The sequence below is a fragment of the Microbulbifer sp. 2205BS26-8 genome (genome assembly GCF_030731025.1).
Classification (GTDB): domain Bacteria; phylum Pseudomonadota; class Gammaproteobacteria; order Pseudomonadales; family Cellvibrionaceae; genus Microbulbifer; species Microbulbifer spongiae.
The window spans coordinates 1-24,184 of record NZ_JAVAMR010000039.1 but is presented as its reverse complement, the minus strand read 5'-3'; the positions used below and the strand labels follow the sequence as shown (position 1 = coordinate 24,184).

At 56.8% G+C, this 24,184-nt stretch carries 18 protein-coding genes and 2 pseudogenes; 16 read left to right on the top strand and 4 right to left on the bottom strand.

Annotated features, from left to right (window positions below):
• Positions 1-237 precede the first annotated feature (237 nt).
• Entirely contained in the window at positions 238-648 is a 411-nt protein-coding gene (gene fur, locus Q5Y71_RS12680) for a ferric iron uptake transcriptional regulator (protein ID WP_306042496.1), read from the top strand.
• 66 nt (positions 649-714) lie between these two features.
• Here fur and Q5Y71_RS12675 read toward each other — a convergent pair whose 3' ends face one another.
• A complete protein-coding gene (locus Q5Y71_RS12675; protein ID WP_306042495.1) occupies positions 715-1,359 on the bottom strand; it encodes a 1-acyl-sn-glycerol-3-phosphate acyltransferase in 645 nt (214 codons plus the stop codon).
• 192 nt (positions 1,360-1,551) lie between these two features.
• Positions 1,552-3,222, bottom strand: coding sequence for a DNA repair protein RecN (recN, locus tag Q5Y71_RS12670; protein ID WP_306042494.1), 1,671 nt, complete (start codon positions 3,220-3,222; stop codon positions 1,552-1,554).
• Positions 3,223-3,448: 226 nt separating this feature from the next.
• Between recN and grpE the strand changes: the two genes are divergently transcribed.
• The 3 genes from grpE to dnaJ all read left to right on the top strand — a co-directional run bounded on the left by grpE (position 3,449) and on the right by dnaJ (position 7,545).
• Positions 3,449-4,090, top strand: a complete 642-nt coding sequence (grpE, locus tag Q5Y71_RS12665) for a nucleotide exchange factor GrpE (protein WP_306042493.1) — start codon at positions 3,449-3,451, stop codon at positions 4,088-4,090.
• A 121-nt stretch (positions 4,091-4,211) separates the two neighbouring features.
• The gene (gene dnaK / locus Q5Y71_RS12660; RefSeq protein WP_306042492.1) at positions 4,212-6,158 is read left to right on the top strand and encodes a molecular chaperone DnaK; all 1,947 of its coding nucleotides are present in this window, start codon (positions 4,212-4,214) and stop codon (positions 6,156-6,158) included.
• A 265-nt stretch (positions 6,159-6,423) separates the two neighbouring features.
• Positions 6,424-7,545: a molecular chaperone DnaJ gene (dnaJ, locus tag Q5Y71_RS12655; protein WP_306042491.1), complete on the top strand. Its 1,122-nt coding sequence runs from the start codon at positions 6,424-6,426 to the stop codon at positions 7,543-7,545.
• A 343-nt stretch (positions 7,546-7,888) separates the two neighbouring features.
• On the opposite strand, the gene Q5Y71_RS12650 is transcribed toward dnaJ, so the two are convergent.
• On the bottom strand, positions 7,889-8,095 hold the full coding sequence (locus Q5Y71_RS12650; RefSeq protein ID WP_306042490.1) for a hypothetical protein: 207 nt from the start codon (positions 8,093-8,095) through the stop codon (positions 7,889-7,891).
• Between the two features lie 143 nt (positions 8,096-8,238).
• Here Q5Y71_RS12650 and Q5Y71_RS12645 point away from each other — a divergent pair.
• From Q5Y71_RS12645 to Q5Y71_RS12590, 12 genes and pseudogenes are all read left to right on the top strand, one after another.
• Positions 8,239-8,450, top strand: a pseudogene (locus tag Q5Y71_RS12645) (ATP-binding protein); the annotation flags it as partial.
• A gap of 292 nt (positions 8,451-8,742) precedes the next feature.
• Complete coding sequence (locus tag Q5Y71_RS12640; protein WP_306042489.1) at positions 8,743-10,188, top strand: aminotransferase class I/II-fold pyridoxal phosphate-dependent enzyme; 1,446 nt, start codon at positions 8,743-8,745, stop codon at positions 10,186-10,188.
• Between the two features lie 172 nt (positions 10,189-10,360).
• Complete coding sequence (gene dapB / locus Q5Y71_RS12635; RefSeq protein ID WP_306042488.1) at positions 10,361-11,191, top strand: 4-hydroxy-tetrahydrodipicolinate reductase; 831 nt, start codon at positions 10,361-10,363, stop codon at positions 11,189-11,191.
• A 58-nt stretch (positions 11,192-11,249) separates the two neighbouring features.
• A pseudogene (locus Q5Y71_RS12630) lies at positions 11,250-11,684 on the top strand (ATP-dependent zinc protease); the annotation flags it as partial.
• A 132-nt stretch (positions 11,685-11,816) separates the two neighbouring features.
• On the top strand, positions 11,817-12,746 hold the full coding sequence (gene rimK, locus Q5Y71_RS12625; protein ID WP_301419112.1) for a 30S ribosomal protein S6--L-glutamate ligase: 930 nt from the start codon (positions 11,817-11,819) through the stop codon (positions 12,744-12,746).
• Positions 12,747-13,081: 335 nt separating this feature from the next.
• Entirely contained in the window at positions 13,082-13,366 is a 285-nt protein-coding gene (locus Q5Y71_RS12620) for a hypothetical protein (protein WP_306042487.1), read from the top strand.
• 310 nt (positions 13,367-13,676) lie between these two features.
• Positions 13,677-14,249: a YfiR family protein gene (locus Q5Y71_RS12615; protein WP_306042486.1), complete on the top strand. Its 573-nt coding sequence runs from the start codon at positions 13,677-13,679 to the stop codon at positions 14,247-14,249.
• 328 nt (positions 14,250-14,577) lie between these two features.
• Positions 14,578-15,726: a glutamine-hydrolyzing carbamoyl-phosphate synthase small subunit gene (carA, locus tag Q5Y71_RS12610; protein ID WP_306042485.1), complete on the top strand. Its 1,149-nt coding sequence runs from the start codon at positions 14,578-14,580 to the stop codon at positions 15,724-15,726.
• A 112-nt stretch (positions 15,727-15,838) separates the two neighbouring features.
• A complete protein-coding gene (gene carB / locus Q5Y71_RS12605) occupies positions 15,839-19,066 on the top strand; it encodes a carbamoyl-phosphate synthase large subunit (RefSeq protein ID WP_306042484.1) in 3,228 nt (1,075 codons plus the stop codon).
• Positions 19,067-19,151: 85 nt separating this feature from the next.
• The gene (greA, locus tag Q5Y71_RS12600) at positions 19,152-19,628 is read left to right on the top strand and encodes a transcription elongation factor GreA (protein WP_306042483.1); all 477 of its coding nucleotides are present in this window, start codon (positions 19,152-19,154) and stop codon (positions 19,626-19,628) included.
• Between the two features lie 714 nt (positions 19,629-20,342).
• A complete protein-coding gene (locus Q5Y71_RS12595; protein ID WP_306042482.1) occupies positions 20,343-21,503 on the top strand; it encodes an NnrS family protein in 1,161 nt (386 codons plus the stop codon).
• Positions 21,504-21,931: 428 nt separating this feature from the next.
• The gene (locus Q5Y71_RS12590; RefSeq protein ID WP_306042481.1) at positions 21,932-23,134 is read left to right on the top strand and encodes a serine hydrolase; all 1,203 of its coding nucleotides are present in this window, start codon (positions 21,932-21,934) and stop codon (positions 23,132-23,134) included.
• Between the two features lie 245 nt (positions 23,135-23,379).
• Here Q5Y71_RS12590 and Q5Y71_RS12585 read toward each other — a convergent pair.
• The coding region (locus Q5Y71_RS12585) for a PhzF family phenazine biosynthesis protein (RefSeq protein ID WP_306042480.1) at positions 23,380-24,184 on the bottom strand (805 nt) is incomplete at its 5' end.

Genomic DNA, 24,184 nt, shown 5'->3' with positions numbered 1-24,184 from the left:
CGTTTTTAACTGATCAAACCGTATAGGCCCTGATTGTGGGGGAAAGTTCCCAGGGCCTGGCGATTTGCCCTCCCGGGAGGGTCGGGGTTTCGTTGACTCCGCAGGACATGGGATAATAACCGAAGAGATGGCTCGCTGACAGAATGGCGCTTTGATATCTCAGCCGATTATTGATTCCTGCTGCGGGCCGTTTCAAGTAAAGACTATTATTAGAATCCTGTCGGGAAACGTCTATTCATGTCAAATCAAAACCAGGAGTTGCGCAAGGCCGGCCTCAAGGTCACGCTGCCGCGGGTAAAGATTCTACAGTTGCTTGAAAGTACCACTGAACAGCACTTGAGTGCTGAAGATGTCTACAAGCTGCTGCTGGAAGCGGGAGAGGATGTGGGTCTGGCCACCGTTTACCGGGTTCTGACCCAGTTTGAGAGCGCGGGTCTGGTTATACGCCACAACTTCGATGGCGGCCATTCCGTGTTTGAACTGGATCGTGGGGATCACCACGATCACATGGTATGTACCGATACCGGTAAAGTGATTGAGTTTCACAATGAGGAGATTGAGGAACTACAGCGCCAGATCGCCGAAGAGCACGGCTATGAGCTGACCGGCCACAGCCTAGTGCTCTACGTTAAAGAAAAAGAACAGTAGGCACCGCGGGGTGTGACGTTTGCCACCCCCCCCTCTGTTCCCAACCTGCGCCAGCGGTTGGGGCTGTTACTGGCATGGGGGCGCGTAGTGTTCCGGGAATTTGCCGATTTTGTCCGCATAGAACGCCCGCAACTTATTCAGTTCTACCTCCAGGTTTTCACCCAGCTGTGCGATCGGGCCAATGCCCACCTCTTTCTTGCGGAAATTGATAAAGCCCAGTACCACCGGTACCTTGGCATTGCGCGCGATATGATAAAAACCGGTTTTCCAGCGCTCCGCCATACCGCGGGTGCCCTCTGGCGGAATCGCGATAATCAGTTCCTTATTCAGTCTGAATTGTCTGATAGTGGCTTCCACCAGGTTGTTGGCCTTGCTGCGATTCACAGCAATACCGCCAAACCAGCGCATGGGCCTGCCCAGTGGGAATTTGAACAGCCTGTCCTTGCCCATCCACTGCGGGGTGAGTTTCAGCTTGAGCGCGGCCAGGATAAAGAAGTAACCGTCCCAGTTGGTGGTGTGGGGAGCCCCCAGCAGCACGTACTTTTTCAACTTCAATGAGTGTTGGTTGCCTTTTACGCGCCAGCCGTGCAACTTCAGCAGCAGTTTGGCGATCTGGCGCATCAATGGGGTGACTACCGGGGTATTAAAAATGGTTTTCTGCATAAACTTGGCCGATGCCATTTGGGTGGAGCGCCAAGTATATGGTGACATCTGCCGCCAAACCCAGTCATTTCTGGTCTGCCCCGGCTTATGTTGCTGACAAACCGGCTATTTCCCCCCAATTGGGGAGTAATCCATGGCGCCTATGTACAAGGGGGCTCGGCCATGCATCTGTGCATTGGCCAGGCAGGCTGGTGGGCAGGGGGGAGTAAAAGCGGGGGCTGATTTGCACCCTTCGCGTGCTCAGACAGCCCGCGAAAGCATCTCTTCTGCGTGGGCCAGGGATTGGGCCGTGGCTTCTCCGCCAAGCATGCGAGCGATTTCTTCGCGGCGGTTATCCCCACTCAGTTCGCGCAGGGCAATAAAGGCACTGTCACCATCGGAGTGCTTCTCTACCAGGTAATGGCGGTGGGCCCGCGCTGCCACCTGGGCCAGGTGGGTGACGCAGATCACCTGGCCATTGCGGCCGCTGTGCACCTCGCCCAACTGGCGCAGCAGGCGCCCGACCACATCTCCAGTGGCGCCGCCGATCCCCACATCCACTTCGTCGAATACCAGGGTGGGGGTGCGCGAGGTTCGCGTCGTTACAACCTGAATCGCCAGGCTCACCCGGGAAAGCTCTCCGCCGGAAGCGATTTTGCCCAGGGGACGCGGCGGCTGTCCCGGGTTGGTGGTGATCAGCATCTCCACGTCTTCCAGACCGCGGCTGTTGGGCTTTGCCAGCGGGTGCAATGCCAGTTCCATACGCACATGGGGCATGGCCAGCGCCGCCAATTGCCGGTTGACCGCCTCGGCCAATTGTTGTGCGGCTTTGGTGCGCAGCTGGCTCAGTTTGCCGGCGGCCTTGCGGAATTGGCACTCCAGTTCCTCACACTCTGCGGCGCGTCGCTCAAGGGTATCTGCCGCGTTGATATCGTCCAGTTCTGCCTGTAGTCGCTGTTCCAGAACGGGCAGCTCCTGTGGTTGTATCCTGTGCTTGCGGGCTGTCTGGTAGATTGCGCTGAGGCGGGCCTCCACCTCGGCCAGACGTTCCGGGTCCACCTCGAAGCAGTCTATATGGCGCGACAGGGTGTCTGCCGCCTCATCCACCTGAATGCGCGCGCTGTCGAGCATCTGCGACACTTCCAGCAGGGCCGGGGCCTGATCCGGTAGGGTCGAGAGCAGTTGCAGGGCGCGGTGCAGTTGCTCAGCGATATCCCCTTCGCCGCCGGACAGCAGCGCCGCCAGCTGGTAGCCGCCGTTGAGTAGACCACCCGCTTTGGACAATTGGCGTTGCTCGCGCTCCAGCGCCTCGATCTCCCCCGTGCTCAGATCCAGTCGGGTCAGTTCCTGCAGCTGGTATTGCAGCAGGTGGCGTCGCGCTTCGGTCTCCTCGGCACTGTCTGCCAGGGCGCGGTAGAGGCGGTACTGTTCCTGCCAGGTCTTGAAACGGCTGCGGACTTCTGTGGCCAGTGTTTGGGTCTGGGCGAATTCATCCAGCAGGCGGCAGTGGGTTTCTTTATTCAGCAGGGACTGGTGTTCGTGCTGGCTGTGGATATCAATCAGTTGTTGCGCAAAAGCGCGCAATTGCAGGAGGGGTACGGGTTGGCCGTTGATATAGGCCCGCGAGCGACCGTCAGCGCCAATGGTGCGGCGCAGAATCACCTCTTGTCCCGCATCCATTTCTCGGGATACTAGCCAGTGTTCGGCGCTGGGGTGATCGGCAATATCAAAGGTGGCACTGATATCGGTGCGGCTGGCACCGGGGCGTACCAATTCGGCACTGCCGCGTCCGCCCAGGGCCAGCCCCAGCGCATCCAGGGTAATGGACTTCCCCGCGCCGGTCTCACCGGTGAGGGCGCTGGTACCAGGGCCGAACTCCAACTCCAGCTGTTCCACCAGGGTGAATTGGCTGATAGACAAATGCAGCAACATGGAAAACGCTTCTGTGTCTTTCTTTTTGAGGGCACTTTGGCCCGCCTATTGGTTATTTATACAGTATCTGTCTTCCGTTAGCTATAGCGCCAGTACCACATTACCCTGCCAGTGGGTGCTTACAGGAAAAACCTCTTGAACTGTGCGGTGTTGACCCCATATAGCCCCAGAGTCCGCCGGGCGGACCCAATCCATTACTGACAGAGTCGACGCGACGGAGAGAGCAGTGGCCAGAGAGCGCAGCGAAGATAACCAGATGACAGAGGGTGCGCAGCCGGAAGCGCTGGTGGATGAGCACCTGACAGAGACAGAAGAGGCGGTTCCCGCCGAGATTGAAGAACCATCCTCAACAGAGCGCCGGCAGGCCGAGGAAGCCCTGCTGGAAGAGGCCGAGAGCGCCGATGCTCTGCACGATGAAATCATCAAGCTGCAGGAGCAACTGGCGGTACAGAAGGATCTCGCCCTGCGTGCCCAGGCAGAGGGGCAGAATGCTCGCCGCCGCGCTCAGCAGGATGTCGAGCGCGCGCGCAAATTTGCGGTGGAGAAGCTGCTGCAGGACTTGTTGCCGGTTGTGGACAACCTGGAGCGCGCCCTCGCCACCATCGATACCGAAGGCGAGGCCAACAAGGCGCTGGTGGAAGGTATTGCGCTGACCCACAAATCGTTTATCGATACCCTGGCGAAAAATTCGGTGGAGGTTGTCGATCCGGCCGGCGAGCCATTCGATCCCGAATTGCACCAGGCCATGACCCAGGTGCCCAACGGGGAGGTGGAACCGAATACGGTTCTGGAAGTGTTTCAAAAGGGCTATCGCCTCAACGGCCGCCTGGTGCGTCCGGCCATGGTAGTGGTCAGCAAAGCACTGTAGCGGCGCCTGAGCCAGATAGCCTTGAATTTTATCAGCCGGCACCAATATAGCTGACATCAGGAATTATTCGCGCGATACACACAACAGTGCTGGCAGAGCGCATCAAACGAGGATTTTACAGATGGGAAAAATTATCGGCATCGACCTTGGCACCACCAACAGCTGTGTCGCGATACTGGATGGTGAAAAAGCGCGCGTGATTGAGAATGCGGAGGGCGATCGCACAACACCCTCCATTGTTGCCTTTACTGACGACAATGAAATTCTGGTAGGCCAGTCTGCCAAACGCCAGGCGGTGACCAATCCCAAGAATACCCTGTTTGCGGTCAAACGCCTGATCGGCCGCAAGTTCAAAGACGATGTCGTACAAAAAGACATCAAAATGGTGCCATACTCAATCGTCGAAGCCGATAACGGTGACGCCTGGGTAGAAGCCAAGGGCGATAAGAAGGCGCCGCCACAGATCTCCGCCGAAGTCCTCAAAAAAATGAAAAAGACCGCGGAAGATTTTCTCGGTGAGAAGGTGGAATCCGCGGTCATTACGGTGCCGGCTTATTTCAACGATTCCCAGCGCCAGGCCACCAAAGACGCCGGCCGTATCGCCGGGCTCGATGTGAAGCGGATTATCAACGAGCCGACGGCTGCAGCGCTGGCCTACGGCCTCGACAAGCAGGGTGGCGACCGCACCGTAGCCGTTTACGACCTGGGTGGCGGCACTTTCGATATCTCCATTATCGAAATTGCGGACGTGGATGGTGAGAAGCAGTTTGAAGTGCTCTCCACCAACGGAGATACCTTCCTCGGTGGTGAAGACTTCGACCTGCGTCTGATCGACTACCTGGCGGCCGAGTTCAAGAAAGACCAGGGCATCGATCTGAAAGGCGACCCGCTGGCCATGCAGCGCCTGAAAGAGGCAGCGGAAAAGGCCAAGATCGAACTGTCTTCCAGCCAGCAGACCGAAGTGAATCTGCCGTACATCACCGCAGATGCCACCGGCCCCAAACACCTGGTTGTAAAGCTGACCCGCGCCAAGCTGGAAAGCCTGGTGGAGGATCTGGTTACCCACTCCCTGGAACCGGTCAAAATTGCCCTGCAGGATGCGGATCTGTCCGCTTCCGGCGTAGACGAGGTTATCCTGGTCGGCGGCCAGACCCGCATGCCACTGGTACAGCAGAAAGTTACCGAGTTCTTTGGCAAAGAGCCGCGCAAAGATGTCAACCCGGATGAAGCTGTTGCCGTAGGTGCGGCCATTCAGGGTGCGGTGCTGTCTGGGGATGTGAAAGACGTGCTGCTGCTGGACGTGACGCCGTTAACCCTGGGTATTGAAACCATGGGGGGGGTGGCGACGCCACTGATTGACAAGAACACCACCATCCCGACCAAGAAGTCCCAGATTTTCTCCACTGCCGAGGACAATCAAACTGCCGTGACCATCCACGTGGTACAGGGTGAGCGCAAGCAGGCGTCCCAGAACAAATCCCTGGGCCGTTTCGACCTGGCCGATATTCCACCGTCGCCGCGTGGTATGCCGCAAATTGAGGTCACCTTTGATATCGACGCCAACGGTATTCTGCATGTTCACGCCAAGGACAAAGCCACCGGCAAGGAGCAGTCTATCGTGATCAAGGCATCCTCCGGCCTGTCCGAGCAGGAGATCGACAAGATGGTTGCCGATGCGGAAGCCAATGCGGAAGCGGACAAGCAGTTCGAAGAACTGGTGCAAACTCGCAATACCCTCGACAGTCTGATTTCAGCCACCAAGAAGACCCTGGAAGAAGCTGGCGACAAGGCAACTGCAGAGGAAAAGTCTGCGATTGAAGCGGCTATCTCCGAGGCGGAAGAGGCGGTGAAAGGCAACGACAAGGCCGCGATGGAAGCTGTCACTACCAAGTTGACCGAAGCCTCCGGTCCGGTTACCCAGAAGATGTATGCCGAACAGGCCCAAGCGGCTGGTGCTGAAGGGAGCGCCGGTGCAGAGGCTCAGGGTGAGCAACCGTCTTCCGCGGGTGATGATGCGGTAGACGCTGAGTTCGAAGAGGTAAAGGACGACAAGAAAGAGGGCCGGTAGACGTCTACTGTTCACTTTGACGGCAGCTATTGCTCACTGTGGCTGCCGGAGAACTTCAGGGGTGCGGTGCCTTCCTCTCAAGGTCCCGCGCCCTGTGTTGTTTCAGGTACATGGATTTAAAGCCGAGGATGTTGGCACTCTGCCAGAGTGGTGCCGCCCCTTGCGGCTTGGCAGAGCCCCGTAGCGGTGCAGCGGTTGGTTAGGGACTGAAAATTAGAAAGTTGAGTTTGGCTGTTTTTGATGCCAGACCAGAGAAAATAGCTTTATGTCGAAACGCGATTATTATGAAGTCCTGGGTGTCGAGCGCGGCGCTTCGGATGCAGAGCTGAAGAAGGCCTACCGGCGGGTGGCGATGAAGTTTCACCCGGACCGCAACCCCGATGACAAGGAAGCGGAAAATCGATTTAAAGAGGCCAACGAAGCCTACGAGGTGCTGGCGGATTCCCAAAAGCGCGCTGCCTATGACCAGTTTGGTCACGCCGGGGTCGAAGGCCAGATGGGCGGTGGCAGCGGTGGTGGTTTCGGCGGTTTCTCCGATATTTTCGGCGATGTGTTCGGCGATATCTTTGGTGGTGGCGGTGGCCGCCGCGGTGGGCCAGCGCGGGGTTCCGACCTGCGTTACGATCTCGAGCTGGATCTGGAAGACGCAGTGCGTGGTACGACCGTGAAGATCCGAGTACCCACGCTGGCTGCCTGCGATATCTGTCATGGTTCCGGTGCCAAACCCGGCTCTTCGCCACAAACCTGTTCGACCTGTGGTGGGGCCGGTCAGGTGCGTATGCAGCAGGGATTCTTCTCTGTGCAGCAGACTTGTCCCAAGTGCCGCGGACGCGGCAGCATTATCTCCGCCCCCTGTGTCCGTTGCCACGGACGCGGTCGGGTGGAGGAAACCAAGACTCTGTCGGTCAAGGTGCCTCCCGGTGTGGATACCGGCGATCGCATCCGCCTGTCTGGAGAGGGTGAGTCGGGGCCTGACGGCGGTCCTGCCGGCGATCTGTATGTACAGGTGGTGGTCAAGGAGCACGAACTGTTCCAGCGCGATGGCAAGAATCTCTATTGTGAAGTGCCGATCAGCTTTGCGGCTGCTGCGCTCGGCGGGGAGCTGGAAGTCCCCACTCTCGAGGGCAAGGTGAAGCTGAAAATCCCGGCGGAGAGCCAGACCGGCAAGCTGTTCCGTTTGCGTGGCAAGGGGGTGGCGCCAGTGCGCGGCGGGGCTACTGGCGACCTGTTGTGTCGGGTTGTGGTGGAAACACCGGTGAATCTCTCCGGCAAGCAGAAGGAGCTGTTGCAAACGTTTGCCAGCACCCTCAGCGAGAAGAAAAATGCGCCGCGCCAGACCGGCTGGTTTGAAGGGGTTAAGAACTTCTTCGGAGAGATGAAACTGTAATCTTTCCCCCTGGTGCCTATAAAGACACTGGCTGCGTCAAGCCGAGTAGCGGGCGCAGGGTATATCGCCCCGCCAGTGGATCGGCGGGCCAGGTTATTCGTCCTGCTCCGATCGCATGCTCAATCGGGCGGCAAATGCGCGCAAAAACTCGCGCTGGATTCTACTCACCTCCCTCAGCTGTTTCTCTTTTAGCGTGCCTTGCAGTTCCCGATAGCTTTGTGTGCTGATGACCGCCAGCTGTGCACCGATTTCCCCGCGCTGCTTGGGGGTGAGGTTGCGCTTGGCGCTGTTGGCTAGGCGTAGCTTTGCAGCAGGGATTTTTGTTTCGCAAAACTCCTCTGCATCACTGGTAACACACCCTTTCCTGTTCGGGGGTGAGTTGCAGACGGAGTGTCACCCAATCGGTGAGGTCGTCGTATTTTTCCCAGAAGTCGGGGTTGGCCTGCTGTTGTCCCTGCGCATTGACCGACAGGCTGGCAAAGGCGAGACCCAGGGCAAGGGCGACTTGCAGTAGGCATAGCGAGTAACTGGAACGAATGATAAGCCGCATAGTGGCGCTCCTTTGACTATGTTGGATAAAGCCTAGCAGTGGCGGCTGGCGCTGCTTGCGTGAGGAAAAGCTCCTCTGTAATAAGGGATAATAACGCTTATTCATCCAAAAAGGGCTCTGGTCCACTGGCGAAGCATCTCATCCAGGCTGGTGGCGCATTGCTGTTCCATTTGATCAGTAAGCTTTACGGGCGCACAAGCATCGTCATTACCAACAACCTAGGCTTTGCGGATTGATCCCCGGTGTTTGTCGACGAAAAATGGCGACGGCATTGCTAGACCCCTTAACCCATCACTGCCACATCCTAAAGACGGGTAATGACAGCTATCGGCTAAAACACTCAACGATCAATTGAGGACTACAGTCGCACGACCGCCTCTTCCATGAAGGCCGACAGCTCTGTCTCCACTGCTTTCTGAAGCAGCTCTGGTGCGCCACGGCGTAGTTGTTCTGTGAGTGAGTCAGCTGTCTCCTGTCGACCTGTAAACTCAACAACGGTATTCTGATCCATCGCGGCATACTCTTGGGTGGTTGACTGTTTGGTGACAACAAATCAACCAGACACGCTGCTTTGTTTCAATCCCTCACACTCCAGAATTGGTTATAACTCTCTACTCGCACAGAACCCCTTAAGGCCGCGGTGATTTATGACTACTTGCAAAATAAACCCCGACCATGCGCTCTACTACCCTGCTGACACTCTTGGGCTGGAAGCAGAAGAGATGCGTCGACTGGGCCACAAAGTGGTGGATCTGGTCGTCGACCGCTTGATGCGTAAGAATGTTGAAGATGTCGTGCTTAAGGGTTCGCCTGCCGATTTGATGGCGGTTCTTGGCGCCCCCTTGCCGAACAAGCCGATGGATCCGGATGCTTCACTGGCATTGCTTGCTGAGGTCGCCTTACGGCATCAGCAAAGAGGCGACCATCCGCGTTATTTCGCCAGAGTGCCCGGCCCCAGTTCGTTTGCCGCCGTTCTTGGTGAATGGCTGGGGACCGGATTCAACGCAATCGCTGCGTCCTGGGCCGGCGGCTCGGGCCCGGCGACCCTTGAACTCATCGTTATTGAATGGCTGAAGCAGTTAATGGGCTTTCCCGAAGGAAGCGAAGGTGTCCTGGTCAGTGGCGGGTCCCATGCCAGCCTGACGGCGTTTTCCGTGGCCCGCTCGGTGTACGGCAAGGGCGTCGTCTACCTGACCGACCAGACCCATTCGTCACTGGTCCGCAACCTCAGAGAAATGGGCTGGCCAAAGCAGCATATCCGAATACTGGAGAGTGACGAGAACTACAAACTGTCGATGGAGTGCCTGACGCGAGCCATTGGGGAAGACAGGGCTGCAGGCAGACGTCCTGTGATGATCATCGGAACTGCCGGAACCACCAATGCGGGAACTGTCGATCCACTAGACGATATCGCGGACATCTGTCAACAGGAAGATCTGTGGTTTCATGTGGATGGCGCGTATGGGGGGCCGGCTGTGATTACTCAACAGGGGTGTCAGTATTTATCCGGGATCGAACGAGCCGATTCGCTGGTGCTGGATCCGCATAAATGGCTGTTTCAGCCTTATGACGTTGGCTGTGTCCTGGTTCGTCGTCCCGGCGCACTTGAGCATTGTTTCAACATGAATCCGGAGTACCTCAAGGATGTTGAAGCCAGTGCCGGTGAAGTGGATTTTCGAAACCGCAGTTTGGAGCTCACACGTCGATCACGAGCGGTAAAACTCTGGATGAGCTTGCGGACATATGGTATTGAGCGATTTCGAAAAGCGATCAATCACGGCATCAAACTGGCAGAATTTGCTGAAGCCTACTTACGCTCCAGGCCCGAAACATGGGAGGTGATCACGCCTGCTCAAATTGGCGTTGTCTGCTTCTCCCTGAACAATGGGACTCCCCGGCAGCATGCTGCCAGGGCTAAGGCTTTGTCGGACAGCGGTTACGCGTGCGTATCCTCGACCAGGCTCAAAGACCGCAGTGTGCTACGGCTCTGCACTATCAACCCGCTGACAACAGAAGACGATATCATGGGGACCATCGATCATCTGGAAACCGATATTGGTTGTTCGACAATATTGGGCAGAAATTGCTCATGAAATCATCCCGTTTCAGCCGTGTTGGCTCAGCAGAACCTGTCAGGCGCGATTTTCGCAGGGGGGTAACTGTGTCCGCTGGTAGAGACTGCAAGGGGGAAGAGGCTGACTATATCTACAGTATTACCCCTGAACATTCATTCAACGTATTGAGAGTAGAGTAGGAGTGCCGAACATGGCGGTACAGGTAGCAGTTGCGGGGTTTGGCGGGCGCATGGGGCGGGCACTGGCAGCGGCCTTGAAGCTTAGCGAGCATGCCGGGCTTTCCGCTGCGATAGTGCGCCCGGGTTCCAGCCTGGTTGGGGCGGACGCCGGGGAGGTCGCCGGCCTGGGGCGCAGCGGCCTCACGATTGTGGACAGCCTGGCCAAGGGCGACTTCGATGTTCTGATCGACTTTACCACGCCGCTGGCTTCTGTGGAGAACGCCGCTTACTGCGCAGCGCAAGGACGCCCCATTGCCATCGGCACCACCGGCTTTGATGCGGAGCAGAAGCGCCGGCTTTTGGCCAATGCGGTAAAGGTGCCGCTGTGTCTGGCCAGTAATTTTTCCACCGGGGTCAATCTGTGCTTCCAGTTACTGGAAACCGCTGCGCGGGTGATGGGTGAGGATGCGGATATCGAGATTGTTGAGGCGCATCACCGCCACAAGGTGGATGCTCCCTCTGGCACCGCCCTCAGTATGGGGGAAGTCGTGGCCGAAACGCTGGGTCGCGACCTGGACAGAGTGGCAGTTTACGGTCGCGAGGGCCAAACCGGTGAGCGCGATCGGGATACTATCGGCTTTGCCACGATACGCGGTGGCGATGTCGTCGGCGAACACTCGGTCCTTTTTCTGGCCGAGGGTGAGCGGGTTGAGATTACCCACCGCGCAAGCAGCCGCCTGTCTTTTGCCCGCGGCGCCGTGCGCGCGGCCCTTTGGCTGATGGGCAGCGGGCAGTCCCCACGGGCGCCGGGACACTATGATATGCGTGACGTGCTTGGGCTGAATGTATCCCACCTCAAATAGTTACTGTTAACGCCAGCAGGGGGGATGGGAAAGTTTCCCGGATTTCCATTCGCCTGTCATGCTTATAGGTGACGCTTGCCGGAGCCGGTGGGTGTTTTGCCCGGCCGGCCAGCCTGTTCTACCGGATGAGGGAGTACCCTTGGAAAAGAAGCTGATTGTCGGCAGTGAGGAGTGGTGTGGATTTCCTGCACTCGGTATTCCAGCGATAAAGGCGCGGGTGGACTCGGGAGCCAAGACTTCCTGCCTGCACGCCTACAATATCCAGACATTCAAGCGCGATGGAGAGTCCTGGGTCAGCTTTGAGGCCCATCCCTTGCAGCACCAGCGCCGCCCCTCTGTGCGCTGTGAAGCACGCCTGATGGACAAGCGCCTGGTGCGCAGTTCCTCCGGAGAGAGTGAGAAACGCCCGGTGATTCGCACGGCCCTGTCGGTTGGCGGCAGTGTCTGGGACATAGAGTTAACCCTGACCAACCGCGACAGTATGGGCTACCGTATGCTGCTGGGGCGGGAGGCGATGCTGGGGCGCATGCTGGTAGATCCGTCGGAGTGTTACTGCTTGGGGGATTACCCCCAGAGCCAGTTGGATGAATACTACCGCGACGAGCATCATATTGCGGGCACCGGGCTGCGCATCGGCCTGCTGGCCTCCAATCCGGACCTCTACAGCAACCGCCGGATTATGGAGGCGGGGGCAGAGCGCAGTCATCGCATGACATTTCTCGATGTGCGTCAGTGCTATATGAAACTGGATGCCGATGAGCCCGAGGTACACTACAGAGACGGTCGCATTCTCAACAATCTGGACGCGGTGATTCCGCGTATCCGCCCCAGTCAGACGTTTTACGGCTGTGCTCTCACGCGTCATTTTGAAAGCCTGGATGTCTTTGCCCTGAATGGTTCTGCCGCCATCCGCCAATCGCGGGACAAGCTGTACTCCCTGCAGATTTTGCAGCAGAGCGGGCTGACCATCCCCACTTCCGGTTTTGCCAATTCCCCCGTGGATACCAATGAGCTGATCGAGATGGTGGGGGGGGCACCACTTGTGGTCAAACTGCTGGAAGGCGCCCAGGGGCGCGGCGTGGTGCTGGCGGAAACCCGCAAAGCCGGGGAATCCGTGATCAATGCTTTCAAGTCGCTGAAGGCCAACCTGCTGGTGCAGGAATTTATCCGCGAGGCGGAGGGCAGGGACCTGCGCCTGTTTGTGATCGACAGTCGCGTGGTGGCCTCCATCCAACGGGAAGCGGCTCCTGGAGAATTTCGTGCCAACCTGCACCAGGGCGGCTCCGCCTCGGTGGTCAAGGTCACCCGGGAGGAGAAGCGCCTGGCAGTGAAAGCTGCAAAAGTACTGGGGCTGAGAGTGGCAGGGGTAGATATTATCCGTTCGCGCAAGGGGCCGTTGTTGTTGGAGGTGAACTCCTCGCCCGGTTTGGAAGGGATCGAAAGTGCAACCCGCAAGGATGTGGCCGGTGCCATGATCATGTCAATCGAGAAAGCCTTGAAGTGGCGCCCGGCGATGGTCGGGGAGGGCGTTCAGGGAGCTCGCGATACAAAATAGGCAATGCGTGTCCCGTGTCGACAATTCAGGATATGCCTGTAGCGTATTAGCTGTACAGGGTTGCAGGCATGGTGTTTTTCTGTGGGGTTTTCACCGTCGTTCTGGTTTGGTTGCTGGGAAAGGCGGATTTGGTGATGCAGGGGCGGTGGTACCACAGTACACCGAAGCGCAAAGAAAATGGTTGCCTTAAGCTGAAAGGTGGCAGCCCGTTTGATACCAAATAGCCTTGTATATGAACATCAGATTACGCCTAAAATCAGGTAAAAAAATCCCGCGCGGCAGGCCCAGCCCTGTTTTGGTCCCTGTGAGAAAGTCTATTGTGAGCTTCAACTGTCATGAGCTTTGATACCATGGATAAAACCGTTGTGCGATCATTCGCGGTTGGTTTTGCCGCGCTGCTCATTGGCATGGCCGCCTTTTTCTATAATTGGAATCTCTACGGTGGTGGGTGGCAATACTTTCGGATTTTTCTATTCCCCGGGAATGTAGTCCTTTCGCTGTTCACCGAAGAAATGGATTTCTGGCCCAAGTTTCTGCTGCAGATGAGCGGGCAGTTTTTGGTTTCTTTCCTGGCCACCTATTCTGTTCTCAAAAGCACTGCTCTGTTAAAGGCCCTGTAGTCTGGTAGTTGGTGACAGGTAGATGCCGCATAACGCGGATAGGATGCCGGCTGCCGTCCTTCCTCTGGGCCCTCCCAATAAAGCGGATGCGACTTTGGAGGGGCGCTGTTGTGAAAAGGCCTGGCGCAGGTCCGGTAAGCTAAACTTCTGGGGTGGCCGGGTGTTTCTGCAAAGCACAAAGGCGCCTGGAACACCCCTCGCCACAGGTGTCCGTTGATCGAAACCGTTTGTCGGGTGGTAGCCCCCTGGGAACAGGGCAGGGTTGTTGCCCTGGTGGGCAAATGGTGCAAGCCGCAGGGACTGAAGAACCGTGAACATACGCAATGCTCCCTCTCCCCTCCGCTTCCTTACGCGCTTCCTGCTGTTGCTGTCGCTGACTGCCCCTGGTGTGCAGGCGGCGGTACAACTCTCGGAAACCCCCCTTGGGCGGCGTGTGATGGTGGATTACATCGTGCACTTTGCCTACCACCTGCAGTGGCCGGTTAATGCCTTTGACAACCGCAATGCCCCTTTCCGCGTATGCCTGATGGGCGGAGATTCCCTCAGTGAACCCCTGCAAGAACGCCTCAGGAACCAGCGTATCGACGGGCGCAGAACGGAATTTGAGAAAGTTGACCTGAAGCAGATGCTGCGCGCCCGCAAATGCCAGATCGTCGTGCTGGGACCCATGGCGCGCGCCAACCTGCTTAAGGCCCTGGTGGCGCTGGAATATTTCCCCGTTCTCACTGTGAGTGATGCCGAGCGCTTTGCCGCAACCGGCGGTATGATCGAGTTTGCCGATAGCGGTGGTGAAGTGGCCGTGCGTATGAACAAGACCATGCTGGAGAAGGCGGAGCTGAAGATGGGTACCAGCCTGTTCCGCCTTGGGCGCGAGGTCAACTGAATAGGAGTCGCCGTTGCCCCTGGGGCAGGTTTGTACTGGTATCCGGGCGCGGTTTCGCGTAGAATCTGCGCCCGGATTTGGGTCTGTGGCACGGGGTTGGATTGTGCCGCCAGGGCCGCGGAAAGCCGGTGGTAAGCGATGGCCAGTTTGTGAGAGCCGAGTGTGAGCAGAATTTTAAAGCGAGATGAAGCTGTCAGGTTTCATCTCGCTTTTTTATGCGTGCACCAGCCAGGCCCCGTCTGCTCCAAAGCCCGCTGCCCGGCCCACACACTGCTGTGAAGACCGGAGTTCCAATTTGATTAACGCTGTACCCACGCCGGAGACCTGTATGTCCCTCGATTTTTTCCAAACAACAACGCCCGCTCTGCTGGTGCTTGCAGATGGCAGTGTTTTTGAGGGGCGCGCAATTGGGGCACACGGCAGCTCTGTGGGTGAGGTTGTGTTCAATACTTCAATGACCGGCTATCAGGAGATCCTGACCGATCCCTCTTACGCCCGCCAGATTGTCACCCTGACGTACCCGCACATTGGCAATACCGGCACCAATGAGACAGATGAAGAGTGCGCAGAAGTCTGGGCCGCGGGCCTGGTGGTCCGGGATCTGCCCCTGCTTGCCAGCAGTTTTCGCAACCAGCAGTCCCTGCAGGGCTACCTGCGCGAGCGCAATATTGTCGCCATCGCCGATATCGATACCCGCCGTCTGACCCGCCTTTTGCGCGACAAGGGTGCGCAGAACGGCTGTATCCTGGCTGGTGACAACCTCGACTGCGAAGAAGCCCTGGCAAAGGCCAGGGCCTTTGCCGGCCTCAAGGGGATGGATTTGGCCAGTGTTGTGACCACCGGGGATTCCTACACCTTTGATGCGGGGACCTGGGCCCTGGGTGCCGGGCACAAGGCGGCGCCGGTACAACCTTACAAGGTGGTGGCCTACGATTTCGGTGTAAAACGCAATATCCTGCGCATGCTGGTGGACCGCGGCTGCAATATTACCGTGGTACCGGCGCAGACCCCTGCGGCGGAAGTGCTGGAGATGAATCCCCACGGCATCTTCCTGTCCAACGGCCCCGGTGACCCGGAACCCTGTGATTATGCGGTCACTGCAATCCGCGCGTTTCTCGACGCGGGTATTCCCACCTATGGCATCTGCCTGGGACACCAGCTGCTGGGTCTGGCCGTGGGCGCTAAAACCTCCAAGATGAAATTTGGCCACCATGGTGGTAACCATCCGGTGCAGGATCTGCGCAGCGGCAGGGTGATGATCACAGCACAGAACCACGGCTTTGCGGTGGATGCGGACGCCCTCCCCAAGAATGTGGAGGTAACCCATAAATCCCTTTTCGACGGCACCCTGCAGGGCATCCGCCTCACAGACAGGCCGGCCTTCAGCTTTCAGGGGCACCCGGAAGCCAGCCCGGGCCCACACGATCTGGCACCTTTGTTCGACCAGTTTATCGAATTGATGAAAGCGCGCGCCTAGGGGTGGCGCTGTCCGTAGCAGAGAGATAACCGCCGCTTTTGCGGCGGTTTTAACAAGACACGAGTGAAAATGAGCGCAGCCGGCCACGAGCCGGTAGTAGAGCGGAAGAAAGATGCCAAAACGCACAGATATCCACAGTATTCTGATTATTGGCGCCGGCCCCATCGTGATCGGCCAGGCCTGCGAATTTGACTACTCCGGCGCCCAGGCTTGCAAGGCGCTGCGCGAGGAGGGTTACCGGGTCATCCTGGTGAACTCCAATCCGGCCACCATCATGACCGACCCAGCCATGGCCGATGCCACCTACATTGAACCGGTGGAGTGGCGTACTCTGGCGAAGATTATCGAGCAGGAGCGCCCAGATGCCATCCTGCCCACCATGGGCGGTCAGACCGCACTGAATTGTGCCCTGGACCTGGATAAGCAGGGTATCCTGGAGGCCTGGGATGTCGAGCTGATCGGTGCGGACAAAGACGCTATCGAGAAGGCGGAAGACCGCGACCTGTTCGACAAGGCCATGCAGGCGATCGGGTTGGAGACGCCGCGCGCCCGGATCGTGCACTCCATAGAAGAGGCGAAGGCGGTTCCGGAAGCGTTCGGTTTCCCGGTGATTATCCGCCCCTCCTTCACCATGGGCGGCTCCGGTGGTGGTGTGGCCTACAACTGGCCCGAATTTGAGGAGATCTGCAAGCGCGGTCTCGATCTGTCTCCCACCAATGAACTGCTGATCGATGAATCCCTGCTGGGCTGGAAAGAGTACGAGATGGAGGTGGTTCGCGATAAGCGCGACAACTGCATCATCGTGTGTTCCATCGAGAACTTCGACCCCATGGGGGTGCATACCGGTGACTCCATTACCGTGGCGCCGGCGCAGACCCTCACCGACAAGGAATACCAGCTGATGCGCAATGCTTCCATTGCGGTGCTGCGCGAGATCGGCGTAGAGACCGGTGGTTCCAACGTGCAGTTCGGAGTCTGTCCGAAGACCGGTCGGATGGTGGTGATCGAGATGAATCCGCGGGTTTCCCGCTCCTCGGCGCTGGCTTCCAAGGCCACCGGTTTCCCGATTGCCAAGGTGGCGGCCAAGCTGGCGGTGGGGTACACCCTGGACGAACTGCAAAACGATATCACCGGCGGCGCCACACCGGCTTCCTTTGAGCCGTCTATTGATTATGTGGTGACAAAAATTCCGCGCTTCACCTTCGAGAAATTTGGTGAGGCCGATGCGCGCCTCACCACCCAGATGAAGTCCGTGGGCGAGGTCATGGCCATCGGCCGTACTTTCCAGGAGTCCCTGCAGAAAGCGCTGCGCGGCCTGGAAGTGGGCAGCTTCGGCCTGGAGGGCAAGATCGATCCCGGCGAAGACAGTGCCGAGAACCGCCTGCGCTGCGAGCTTTCCGTGCCGGGCGCCGAGCGGATCTGGTATCTGGGCGATGCCTTCCGTATGGGAATGAGCGTAGAGCAGGTGTATGAGCTGTCTGCTATAGATCCCTGGTTTTTGGTGCAGATCGAAGAGCTGATCAAGATCGAGGAGCCGCTCAAGTCACTGCCCACCTCGGTGCTTCGGGCTGAACATATGCGTTTTCTCAAGCGCAAGGGATTCTCCGACTGCCGCCTGGCCGATCTGCTGGGCGTAAGCCAGAAGACCGTGCGCGAACTCCGCCACAAGCTGGGTGTTTTCCCATCCTACAAGTGTGTGGACACCTGTGCCGCGGAGTTTGCCACCTCCACCGCCTATATGTACTCCACCTACGATGAGGAATGTGAGGTGGTGCCCTCCGACAGAAAGAAAATCATGGTGCTGGGCGGCGGCCCCAACCGTATCGGTCAGGGTATTGAATTCGATTACTGCTGTGTCCACGCGGCGTTGGCCATGCGCGAGGATGGCTACGAGACCATCATGGTCAACTGTAATCCGGAGACAGTTTCCACCGACTACGACACCTCTGATCGCCTCTACTTTGAGCCGGTCACTCTGGAGGATGTGCTGGAAATTGTCGCCAAAGAGAAGCCCCAGGGTGTCATCGTACAGTTCGGTGGCCAAACCCCGCTGAACCTGGCGCGCTACCTGGCTGCGGAGGGGGTGCCCATCATCGGTACCACGCCCGAGCAGATCGACCGCGCGGAAGACCGCGAGCGCTTCCAGCAGATGATCAAGCGACTGGGCCTCAAACAGCCGAGAAATGCCATTGTGCGCTCGATCTCAGAAGCGATCCAGGCCGCCAAGGATGTGGGCTACCCCCTGGTGGTGCGCCCCTCCTATGTGCTGGGTGGCCGCGCCATGGAGATCGTCTACAAGGAAGACGAACTGCTCAACTACATGAAAGAAGCGGTGCAGGTTTCCGATGAGGCGCCGGTATTGCTGGATCACTTCCTCAACGCAGCCATTGAAGTGGACATCGATGCGGTGTCCGATGGCCATGACGTTGTTATTGGCGCCATTATGCAGCACATTGAGCAGTGCGGTGTGCACTCCGGTGACTCCGCCTGCTCCCTGCCACCCTACAGCCTGCCCTCCGGGGCACAGGACACAATGCGCGAGCAGGTGAAATCCATGGCGCGGGAACTGGGCGTGGTGGGTTTGATGAATACCCAACTGGCCTATCAGGACGGTGAGATCTACGTGATCGAAGTGAACCCGCGGGCCTCCCGCACGGTGCCGTTTGTTTCCAAGTGTATCGGGATCTCCCTGGCCAAGGTCGCTGTGCGCTGTCAGGCGGGCACCAGTCTGAGGGAGCAGGGCTTCACGGAGGAGATTGTGCCGGATTACTTCTCTGTCAAAGAGTCGGTGTTCCCGTTCAACAAGTTCCCGAAAGTGGACCCGATTCTCGGGCCCGAGATGAAATCCACCGGTGAGGTGATGGGGGTCGGCGCCACGTTCGCGGAGGCGTTCGATAAGGGACTGGTGGCTGCCGGTGACCGCCTGCCGATGTCGGGGCGCGTATTTATGTCTGTGCGCGACTTCGACAAGCAGGAGGCTGTGGGCGTCGCGAGAGACCTTGTCGCCCTGGGTTTTGAGCTGGTGGCCACGCGCGGTACCGCCAGGGTCTTGCAAGAGAGCGCCATTCCCGTTACAACCGTAAATAAGATGAGTGAAGGTCGTCCGCATATCGTTGATATGATCAAAAACGACGAGATTGCGCTGGTGGTCAATACCACCGAAGGACGCCAGGCGATTCGCGATTCCGCAGATATCCGTCGCAGCGCGGAGAATCACCGGGTGTGTTACACCACCACCCTGGCGGCCGCTCAGGCCATGGCGATGGCCATGCGCCAGGAGCAGCCGTTGCAGGTGCGTCGTCTGCAGGACCTTCACCAGCGCGTAGTCAAGCTGTCTTAAATTTCTAAACCAACCTGTGAGTTGCGGGCGAACTCTGTGAAGTTCCAGGGTTCGGCTCCGCAGTAACTACCATGGAGGTCCCACATTGAACCGGGTACCAATGACCGTTGAAGGCGCCGACGCATTGCGTTCAGAGCTGGAAAACCTGAAGAAAGTGGAGCGCCCTGCCATAGTGCAGGCGATAGCGGAGGCGCGCGAACACGGTGACCTGAAGGAGAATGCCGAATACCACGCTGCACGGGAAAAGCAGGGTTTTATTGAAGGTCGCATTCAGGAAATTGAAAGTAAACTGTCTCACGCACAGGTTATCGATATCAAGTCGATTGAGCCGAGTGCCAGGGTGATTTTCGGCAGCACGGTTACGATTATTCATTTGGATGACGACCGCGAGGTTTCTTACAAGATTGTGGGAGATGATGAAGCAGATGTAAAAAAACGCAAGATCTCTGTGAATTCTCCCATTGCGCGGGCGCTGATCGGCAAAGAAGTTGGGGAGGTTGTTGTGGTACACGCGCCTTCCGGTTCGATGGAATACGAAATTGACGCCGTGGAGCATTTGTGACCTAGTGTTCTTTTCAAAGCGGATTGACACTTGACTGAATGCTGTTAATTAAAAATCCGGTAGCCAAGTCGGTGCCACAGGTGAATAAGAGCACCTGGTGAGATTTTCTTTTTCAGAGGGGTATTCCGCTAAGATTTCTATTGGCCACTCTCGGCTTGGTCCGTGTCGGTTGCAGCAGAAACTGACTCAAGATGCAAAGAGAGGCTGGGCAGAAGAGCTTTGGTTTTCCTTGCCTCACCGGTATGGAAAACAACTGAACTGATCAGGTTTATACCGCCCCCTTTTCACGCAATACCTGGAAATACGAATGGCCCGGCAATCTGTTGGTTACCGGGTTTGTGTGTATCCTTGAATGCCGGTTGAAGCGGGTTGAGAAATACCCTGCCTTTCTGAATGGTTATAGGTCCCGACTTTCAACATTTTGCAGTGGACTATTAACTATTGGTGTTGGTTGAGTGAAAATACACCCATCACTCAATCCGTGAAGCGGCATTTCAGGCCATTGCAATCACGGGTATGCAAGGATTTTTCGCCGTTTCCCAGGGTGGGGGCTTGAGCGAAATCAGGGTTTAGAGTCCCGGGAGATGCTAGAATGTGCACGTGAAGGCCTTGGAGCCTTCGGCACAGATGGTATTGCCCCATGGATGGAGAACCTGGAGTCGGTCAAGCCTTTGCCCTGGGAAAACAGCCCGGTTTTTAGAAGGAGTGTAGATTGTGATTCCCATCGTAGACCGCGCGCATACAGAATCCATTTTGCCTATTTGGCGTATGCCTTTCCGGCCTTTTTTCTGGGGGGCTGCCCTGTGGAGCATGATCGCGCTTTTGGTATGGCAACTGCAGTTGTCCGGATGGCAGTTGCCGGCGCTGCGCGGTGGGGTCGTCTGGCACTCCCATGAAATGCTGTTTGGATTTGCCGCTGCGGTGGTGGTCGGTTTTCTCGCTACCGCCATGCAGACCTGGACCGGGATTCCCTCACCAAAGGGGCCCCAGTTGATGAGTCTGGTGGGATTGTGGCTGCTGGCGCGTTTGGGGTATCTGTTCGCGGCGGTACCAGTGTGGATACCAGTCTGCACAGAGGTGGCGTTTTTCCTGTTGGCCGGGTTTCTGCTGGGGGTAAGGGTATTGCGTACCAGGCAGTGGCGCAATCTGTTTGTATTGCCTGCCATGCTGGCTTTTGCCGGGTTATCGGCGTGTCACTGGCTGTTGCCGGGGGCCCAGAGCCGAGTGGCACTGCTCGCCCTTCTGCTGGTGACAGCCATTATTCTGGTGATCGGTGGACGGGTCATACCCTTTTTTACCGCGCGGCGTTTCCAGATGCCCCCTCGCGAGAAGCTGCCCTTTGCCGAGTGGGGCACGCACATTGCCGCAATACTGCTTTTACTGAGTGTGGCACTGGGATTGCCCCGGACGCTTTGGGCTGCACTCGCCCTGGTACTCGGTGTGTTGCAGCTTGTGCGCATATTGCGCTGGCACCCCACGCGGATCTGGGCTGAACCGATGGTTTGGTCTTTGCACCTGAGTTATTGGCTTGTGGTTCTCGGCTGTTTTCTCGCCGCGCTGGCCTGGAGCGGTATAGCGCCCTCTTGGCACAGTCCCGCCCTGCACGCCTTTGCCGTAGGCGGTATTGGTGGATTGATTCTGTCGATGGCCAGCCGCGTGAGCCTCGGGCATACCGGTCGGGTGTTGAAGGCACCGCGCCTGATGCCGCTGGCATTTGCGGCGCTGGCCTGCTCGGCCCTGGTGCGCGTGTTCTGGGCTTCTGCACCCACTGGCTTTCTTGTGGCCATCGTCACTTGGATCGTGGGGTATGCACTCTTTCTTTTGTACTACACCCCGGTCCTCTTCCGGCCCCGCCCCGATGGCCACCCCGGGTAAATTCTGGGTAGGCTTTGGGATACTTGTCGGCCCTCTGGGTAAGCAGAAATTTGGCTGCCAGTGCGCTGGGCAGGGACACCGTGCTCTTAGGGTGCTGATATGGGGGGAAAATTCTCCGATAGTCTGTCAAAACCCAACGATATCTGGAATAGCTGGGGCACCGGGTTGCCTCGAGTGATCCACGCTTTTTGTCTGCCCCGGATAGATTTCAACCGGGTTTTACGGCTGACTTGTTAACAGCACCTGGAAACACATTAATTCGATCAGACGCTCACTTGTATTCTGAAGCGACTCAATAACCTCCTTTTCCCGATTGTTCAATTCCCAAGGCTGCGAACATGCAGATAAGAATCAAAATCTGAAACAGGTTCTTTTGAAGCAGCGGAACCATTTGATACAGATTAAAAGAAAAACAGCGTGAATAGGCTATGAAAAGAATTCTGGTAGTTTTGATTGTTATCGGGTTGTCCAATTTTGCCAGCTCTGCTGAAAAGCAGCTGGTGCGCTTGGATGGCAGTACCATTTCCTCCAGTCAATTGACGAACAAAATCACCCAACTGACCAATGCGGCTCAGGTACAGGGTTTGACTGTCACAGTGTTTAACAATGGCCTGCCGGTATATTCTGAAGCGTTTGGGTTTGCCGACCTGCCAAATAAAAAACCGCTCAAAACCACCACAGAAATGTACGGCGCTTCGCTGAGTAAAGCGGTTTTTGCTGTTTTGGTAATGAAGCTGGCGGATCAAGGTATTATAGATCTGGATAAACCGCTTCAATCGTATTTGAACGAGCCACTGTGGAAAAGCCAGAGTGATGGCGGAAATGCATGGCACAAGAATTTAGGGGATTTGTGCCAAGCACCGCGATATCGGAAAATCACCGCACGCATGTGCTTGTCTCATACGACCGGATTGCCAAGCTGGCGCTGGTTTGAACCGGATCATAAACTGCGTATTCATTTCGAGCCGGGAGAGCGATACAGTTACTCTGCAGAGGGGATGGTGCTTTTACAGGTTGTGTTGAAAAAGTTGACCGGAAAATCGGTGGAACAGCTGATGCGGGAAACTATTTTCGCCCCTTACGGAATGGCTATGTCCAGTTATACCTGGCAGCCCCGGTTTGAACGCGATTATGCTCTGGGGCATGGGGCCGACGGCAGCACTTTTCGCCGGGATAAAGATAATGCGGCCCGTGCGCCCAGTACCCTGGAAACCACAACCCAGGACTATATGCGTTTTATGACAGCAGTACTAAAGGGTGATGGCATCAGTGCAAAGGCGCTCAAGGAGATGTTCAGTCCGCAGATACGTATTCGCACTAAAACACAGTTCGGCCCCGGTGCCGGAGAAATGACTGATCGTAACGACGATATCCAGCTCAGCTATGGTTTGGGTTGGGGGTTGTTCCATACCAAATACGGCTGGGCAGCCTTTAAAGAGGGTCATCACGATGAGGGCTTTCAGAACTTCTCAATGATTTATCCCGAGATGGGTATGGGAGTCTTGTTGATGAGCAATAGTAACAATGCGGAAGGCATCTTCGATTATCTGCTTTCCGCAACTATCGCTGAGCAGGATTTTCCGATGCACTGGGAAGATTTTATCCCGTATGACCAAAAACCGCCTGAATAAATGCGCTTTTGTGCATCGACAGGCGGTACCGGGTGAGAGTTGTTTTGCCGGTATTTACACGGTATCTAATCTGCTCTGTCGATCTGCTGTTTTACCCAATCGGTGCTTCCCGCAACCGCCGATAGTATAAGAATCACCGAACAGGTCCCTGGTATAGATGAAACTGGCTCGGTGCTTACCGATCGCTACAGGGGATACATCGGGACTATTTTATCGATTCACTGCCACTGCCACTGCCGGGTAAATTATACGCTGATAGTACCTTTCAGGTATTGAACGGCCTTGCCGGAAATAATGACCCGGTCTTCCTTAACCTGGCAGTTTAGCAGACCTCTCCGTTTGGATGCCTGGAACGCAGTCAGTCGGGATTTGTCCAGCTTTTCTGCCCAGTAGGGAGCCAGTCCTGTATGGATGGACCCGGTTACAGGATCTTCCACGCCACCATTGGCGGGCCAGAAATAGCTTGAGATAAAATCGTATTGTACGGATCTGGCCGTTGCCACCACATCAAAGGGAGCGAGATTTTTCAGTTTTGCTGGATCCGGCTTCAGGTTAAAAATATCCTCCTCCCTTTCATAAATGGCAAAATATGCCTGATTGTTGCGCAGTACATCCGCCGGTTGAATGGATAGCCCTGTCATCAGATCACCGGGTATATGCGCTACCGGATGCGAAGCCCGCTTGGGAAAGTGCATGGTGATATAGCCATCATCAGCTCGGGCAATGTACATTTTTCCCACAGCTCCGGCTGAAAAGTGTACGCCCTGTAATGTGGGATTTTTGGAGAAAAGCACAAAGGCCGAGGTCAGGGTGGCATGACCGCAAAAATCGATTTCAGTCACAGGGGAAAACCAGCGAATCCGGTACTCGCTGTCAGAGCACTTCAGCAGAAAGGCGGTTTCAGACAGGTTATTTTCCGCAGCGATCGATTGCATCAAATCATCCGCAAGCCATTGTTGTGTGATAATTACTGCTTCGGAATTGCCTTTAAACGGGGTGTCGGTAAAGGCATCTACGATGGTGATTTCGAGCTGCATGGTTTTGTCCTCT

Bases quoted from the DNA above. Each gene is read 5' to 3' on its own strand.
- fur (WP_306042496.1), top strand. From the start codon at position 238: ATGTCAAATCAAAACCAGGAGTTGCGCAAGGCCGGCCTCAAGGTCACG.
- Q5Y71_RS12675 (WP_306042495.1), bottom strand. From the start codon at position 1,359: ATGTCACCATATACTTGGCGCTCCACCCAAATGGCATCGGCCAAGTTT.
- recN (WP_306042494.1), bottom strand. From the start codon at position 3,222: ATGTTGCTGCATTTGTCTATCAGCCAATTCACCCTGGTGGAACAGCTG.
- dnaK (WP_306042492.1), top strand. From the start codon at position 4,212: ATGGGAAAAATTATCGGCATCGACCTTGGCACCACCAACAGCTGTGTC.
- dnaJ (WP_306042491.1), top strand. From the start codon at position 6,424: ATGTCGAAACGCGATTATTATGAAGTCCTGGGTGTCGAGCGCGGCGCT.
- Q5Y71_RS12650 (WP_306042490.1), bottom strand. From the start codon at position 8,095: ATGCGGCTTATCATTCGTTCCAGTTACTCGCTATGCCTACTGCAAGTC.
- Q5Y71_RS12640 (WP_306042489.1), top strand. From the start codon at position 8,743: ATGACTACTTGCAAAATAAACCCCGACCATGCGCTCTACTACCCTGCT.
- dapB (WP_306042488.1), top strand. From the start codon at position 10,361: ATGGCGGTACAGGTAGCAGTTGCGGGGTTTGGCGGGCGCATGGGGCGG.
- Q5Y71_RS12620 (WP_306042487.1), top strand. From the start codon at position 13,082: ATGAGCTTTGATACCATGGATAAAACCGTTGTGCGATCATTCGCGGTT.
- carA (WP_306042485.1), top strand. From the start codon at position 14,578: ATGTCCCTCGATTTTTTCCAAACAACAACGCCCGCTCTGCTGGTGCTT.
- carB (WP_306042484.1), top strand. From the start codon at position 15,839: ATGCCAAAACGCACAGATATCCACAGTATTCTGATTATTGGCGCCGGC.
- Q5Y71_RS12590 (WP_306042481.1), top strand. From the start codon at position 21,932: ATGAAAAGAATTCTGGTAGTTTTGATTGTTATCGGGTTGTCCAATTTT.